General features: G+C 66.4%; 3 protein-coding genes and 2 pseudogenes. 1 reads left to right on the forward strand and 4 read right to left on the reverse strand.

Annotated elements, in window-relative coordinates:
• On the forward strand, nucleotides 1–378 hold a 378-nt coding region (locus tag LH62_RS32235), incomplete at its 5' end, for a transposase (RefSeq protein WP_236552712.1).
• 370 nt (nucleotides 379–748) lie between these two features.
• On the opposite strand, the gene LH62_RS30780 is transcribed toward LH62_RS32235, so the two are convergent.
• From LH62_RS30780 to LH62_RS29840, 4 genes and pseudogenes are all read right to left on the reverse strand, one after another.
• Entirely contained in the window at nucleotides 749–1,027 is a 279-nt protein-coding gene (locus LH62_RS30780; RefSeq protein WP_201445677.1) for a DUF6894 family protein, read from the reverse strand.
• Nucleotides 1,028–1,286: 259 nt separating this feature from the next.
• Nucleotides 1,287–2,488: pseudogene (locus LH62_RS26930) on the reverse strand (IS1380 family transposase).
• A gap of 170 nt (nucleotides 2,489–2,658) precedes the next feature.
• Complete coding sequence (locus LH62_RS26935) at nucleotides 2,659–3,051, reverse strand: HigA family addiction module antitoxin (protein ID WP_369796847.1); 393 nt, start codon at nucleotides 3,049–3,051, stop codon at nucleotides 2,659–2,661.
• 11 nt (nucleotides 3,052–3,062) lie between these two features.
• Nucleotides 3,063–3,343: pseudogene (locus LH62_RS29840) on the reverse strand (type II toxin-antitoxin system RelE/ParE family toxin).
• Between the last annotated feature and the right edge of the window lie 108 nt (nucleotides 3,344–3,451).

The following is a 3,451-nucleotide window of genomic DNA, read 5'->3' on the forward strand; positions in this document are numbered from 1 at the left end:
GTCCTCGCCGACACTGGCTTCGCCTCAGGCGAGGCAGTTGCCGCCCTCGAGGCGCACGGGATCGAGCCGCTGGTCGCCATCGGCCGGACCCAGCCGCACCGCGCCTACGACTTCCGGCCGCCACCCCAGCCCAGGACGCCACGCCGCATCACCGAGCCCTGGCGCCTCGCCATGGTGGCCAAGCTCGAAACCCCTAATGCCAAAGCCCGCTACGCCCGTCGCAAGCAGACCGTCGAGCCCGTCTTCGGCACCATCAAGTCAGCCCTCGGCTTCACCCGCTTCCACCTCCGCGGCCTCGCCAAGGTCACCAGCGAGTGGACCCTCGTCGCCCTCGCCTACAACTGCCGCAGGCTCCACAACCTGCGGCTCGCAGCCTGATCGCGCCTCAACCCTCGGCCTGACACCAAGTGCAAATCCGACAGGCTGCTAGGGCGTTCGAAGACGTTTCTGAGAAATCAGCCTTCTTAGAGAGGCATTTATGCAGTCCCGCTGCGACCCGCCCAAACCACGCCAAAGCAGGCGATGCGGATGACGCGCTAACCTTCCCAGCGCTGCGCCGTTCGTTTGTCGTGAACCAGGGGGGATTTTGCCGTGCGTCTCAGACCTAAACGCAGCAGGAAGACGGCTCGCAAGCGCATTCGCTATGCGCGCAGGTCTGGCAGCCTTCAAAGGGGCCGCTAACTACACTCGAAACTAAGCGGCGCCGCGAAGTTGGGAAGTCGGAAAACCGGGTAAGGCACGCTTAATCTCACTTGGCTGCATACGCCCGATACAAGTTTTGAACAGGAACAATTTCTACCAGCATCCCTGCGTCATTGCATATATCGACATGAAAGTCGGCCAGATGCTTGCCGTCTTCCGACCACGCAAAAGCAACCTCACCAATTAGCGCGACAGCTTCAGACTTGGCTTCGGCTAAGCTTCTGAAAAGGCGCCCTGTTGTATCTTCAATACGAGTGAAGCCGGTATCGATATGAAGAAACATGCGCCGCATACTTTTGAGTCCCGCAACTTCATGCCGCTTCATAATAAAATTACATTTTTGTTTCATCAATATGGATGATTGGTAACGTTCATCCGTTACCGCTCGGGGTGGCACTCCAACAGCGCTAGCCCGCAAAATTCGTGAGGGCGGACGAGCGCTCTGAAATCGCTTCGGTTTCCTTGCTTCAGGGTTGTGCGGTCGCGCGTCGCCATGGCCGGCTTCGGGACCGGTGGTGAGGTGCGGATCGCGGGGCTGGCTGATTGCGGGTCGGAGGATGCGGCCGGGGCATTCGCCCCGGCACTCAGCAAGTCAGGCGTGGCATGCGCTCGAGGGCGAGGCGCAGGACAACCTTGTCCGGACAGGCGCTCGGCAGGTGCAGCATGAGGCGAAGCTGATTGGCGGTGGCGCGGCTGCACAACGTGCGGTCGGCGGCGAGGTGGCGACGCCAGGCCTTGATATGGTTCTCGGCCTGACCTCTCACACAGTAGAGTCCTTGTAGATCTGCCGCGGCGTGCCGCCGGCAAGGTTGGTGACCACGAAGCGCGTGTCGGTGCCCTGCGGTCCGGCCTCGACCCGGGCGATGATGCGCTCGACCCGGCTCCAGCTGCCGGCGCCGTCCAAGAACTCCTTGTAGCGGCGGAGCTTGTCGCTGCCCGGCATGGCGGCGCGCCGGGCGGCGGTGCTCTGCTCCAGCGCCGCGACGTGCCGACGGAGCGTGGTGGTGGAGGCGACGCCGAGCAGGAAGTCCAGCCGCTCGGCGCGGCAGAGGTCGAGCACCTCTGGGGCGCAGTAGTGGCTGTCAGCGCGGATCAGGATCTCGACCCGAGGCCAATGGCCGCGGATCTCGCGCACCAGCCGGCGCAGAAAAGCGCGGGCCTCGGCACCTGTCGGACGCCGGGCCGGGCGCAGCATGGCGGCCACGGGCCGGCCCTCGCCGTCGAACACCACGATGGGCTGGAAGCCATACTCGTCATAGTAGGCGTTGAAGAGCCGCAGTTGCTGCCCGCCGTGGACGGCATCGAAGGTGTCGTCGATGTCGAGCACGATGCGGCGGGGCACCTGCCGGAAGCTGGCGCAGTAGAGCCCCACCATGGCACGGGCCATGCGCAGCAGCGCCCGCACATCCGGCAGGTTCTCGAGCCGGGAGATGGTCGGCTGCGAGCAGAGCGGCGCGCCCTCGGGCAGCGTGTCGAGGGCGAGCTTGAAGACCGGATCGTGCCGCAGGCTGTCGGCGTCGTTGCCGTCCTCGTAGCCGGCCGCGATCATGAGCATGCGGAAGCGCAAGATGGCAGCGAGGCGGTGCCGGACCCGCTCCGGCGAGCGCGGGTCGTCGATGCAGGCTGCCAGCCGGTCGGCAATGCCGAGGCGGCGCTCGACCTCGCGCAAGGCCAGCAGGCCGCCGTCGAAGGAGAGTTGCCCGCCGTCGAAGCGGGCGATCAGGAGCTTGCCGCCAACCGATGACAGGCCGGGCAGCGGCGGGGTAGGTTCAACCGTGACGGGCATGGTCTCCGGACGCGGCTGGGTTTGAGTGTCGTAGCCAAATTCTACGTCCGCACAACGGCTTGCGCCATGCCCGTCAGCCCTCGCGCATAATCCGGGCTAGGAAGTCTGCCTGGGAGCCATGAACCCAGCGCCGCCGCTCCGGCAGGATGGAGGCGGCAGCCCAACAGACGCTAGGCGGCGGCCCTCGGCGCGACCTCGGCGCGGATGCGCGCACCGGCCTCCTGCTCTGCGACTTCCAGCTCATGGGTCTTTTGCAGGTTGAGCCAGAAGGCCGGCGTGGTGCCGAAGTGTCGGGCTAGGCGCAGCGCCGTCTCCGCCGTGATGGCACGCCGTCCGCCGAGGATCGCCGTGATGCGGTTGGCCGGCACGCGCAGCGCGAGGGCCAGCGCATGCGCCGACAGGCCCAGCGGCTCCAAGAACTCGTGCCGCAGCACCTCGCCGGGATGGACGGGGCTCAGGCGCTCGCCGCTGTCCACCTCGGCCAGGTCCACGCGACCGGCATCGAGGTCGCTGCGGGCAATAGGCCCTGTGGTCTTCCTGCGGGGCATCACGCGTGTCGTCATGGCGAGCCTCCTCAATGGTAGTCCACGATCTCGACCCCATGCGGCCCATCCTCGCGCCAGAGGAAGACCAGCCGCCACTGCCCATTGATCCGGACGGAATATTGACCGGCGCGGTCGCCGCGCAGGGCTTCCAACCGGTTGCCGGGCGGCACGCGCAGATCGTCCAGCCGCTCCGCCGCATCCAACATCGCCAGCTTACGGCGCGCCGCCTGGGCCAAGTCCGCGCCATGCTGCGGGGCAGACCACCCTGGAAGACGAGCGCGGTCGCCTTGTCGCCGAAGCTCCGGATCACGCCGATACGTAGCGCGTCATACGCGGAGCATCAAGCGTAATGTCTCCAGGCGACGGAGGCGTCTGCGGCACCTCGACGGCCCAAGCCGAGCTCATCCGCGCGCAGCAG

It is taken from the genome of Belnapia sp. F-4-1 (assembly GCF_000802185.1).
Taxonomy (GTDB): domain Bacteria; phylum Pseudomonadota; class Alphaproteobacteria; order Acetobacterales; family Acetobacteraceae; genus Belnapia.

Bases quoted from the DNA above. Each gene is read 5' to 3' on its own strand.
- LH62_RS26935 (WP_369796847.1), bottom strand. From the start codon at position 3,051: ATGACGACACGCGTGATGCCCCGCAGGAAGACCACAGGGCCTATTGCC.
- LH62_RS30780 (WP_201445677.1), bottom strand. From the start codon at position 1,027: ATGAAGCGGCATGAAGTTGCGGGACTCAAAAGTATGCGGCGCATGTTT.